Annotated in this window: 1 protein-coding gene; it reads left to right on the forward strand. The window is 73.2% G+C overall.

Translation table 11 applies throughout. The features are described from left to right. Window positions 1–17 precede the first annotated feature (17 nt). Window positions 18–1174: HNH endonuclease signature motif containing protein (locus tag AOM04_RS14125; protein ID WP_156160768.1), on the forward strand; the 1157-nt coding region annotated here is incomplete at its 3' end.

A 1174-nucleotide genomic window follows, 5' to 3' on the forward strand; every position in this document is an offset into this window, starting at 1 on the left:
CGTGGTGGACTGGGTCCATGAGCTTCTCCACCTCGCGTCTGACGACCGCGATGGCCGCGTTGCGGCACTTCGACGGTGTCGACGTGGACGCGCTTGCCGAGGAGGAGTTCGCGCTGTTCCAGGAGTGCGTGGCGAGCGTGTACCGGCATGCGGGGGTGGTGGCCGCGGAGGCGGCCGCGTCGGCCCAGCGGCGGTCGACGCCGGACCGGGGCGCGAGCGGGTGGGCGCGTCGTCACGGGCATCGCAGCGCCCGCGCCAAGGTCGCCGAGGATCTGGGGATCGGCGAGGGCGAGGCGCAGCGGCTGATCGATGCCGGGAACGAGGCGGCCAAGGAGCGGTGGCCGCTGGTCGCGGAGGCGTTCGCGGAGGGCCGGATCGGCGCGGGTGCGAAGGGTGTGCTGGTGGGGACGCTGGAGGCGCTCGCGGAGGTGCCCGAGGGTCTGGAGGCGCGCCTGGTGGGACGGGCGGAGCGGTTGAGCCTGCGGGACCTGCGGCGGGCGTGCGAGCGGCTGCTGGCACGGTTGGACCGGCGGGCGCTGGCGGAGAAGGAACGTCGTCATCGTGAGGCCCGGTCGGTGAGGGTGTCGCAGGATGCGGACGGGATGACGCGGATCACCGCGCGGCTGGACCGGGCGAGCGCGGCGTTCGTGGTGACGTGGCTGGACGCGCAGGTCAGGGACGCGTTCCAGCGGCGCCACGACGACCCCGCGGTCGCGCAGGCCGATGCTCGCACCGCGGACCAGGTGCGCGCGGACGCGCTGGTGATGCTGGCCCAGCACGGGATGGGGTGCGACGCGCCCGGTGCGGGGGTGCGGTGCGAGGTGATCGTGCGGGTGGACAAGAAGGATCTCGAGGACGACCTGGCGTTGGCGACGTGCGACTCGTTGCCGGGGTCCATGACGGTGGGCACGATGCGCCTGATGGCGGTGGACGCACGGATCCTGCCGGTGGTGATGGGTGGCGACTCCGTGCCGCTGGACTGGGGCCGGGCGCGGCGCCTGTACACGACGGATCAACGCAAGGCGTTGATGGAGCGCGACGGCGGCTGTGCGTGGTGCCTGGCGCCACCGACGTGGTGCATCACGCATCACTCGAGGTTCTGGGGGCGTGACGGCGGGCGTACGGATCTGCGCGACGGCGTCCCCCTCTGCACCGGGTGTCATGTGCGGCTGCA

This window comes from Demequina soli, assembly GCF_000971195.1.
Classification (GTDB): Bacteria; Actinomycetota; Actinomycetes; order Actinomycetales; family Demequinaceae; genus Demequina; species Demequina soli.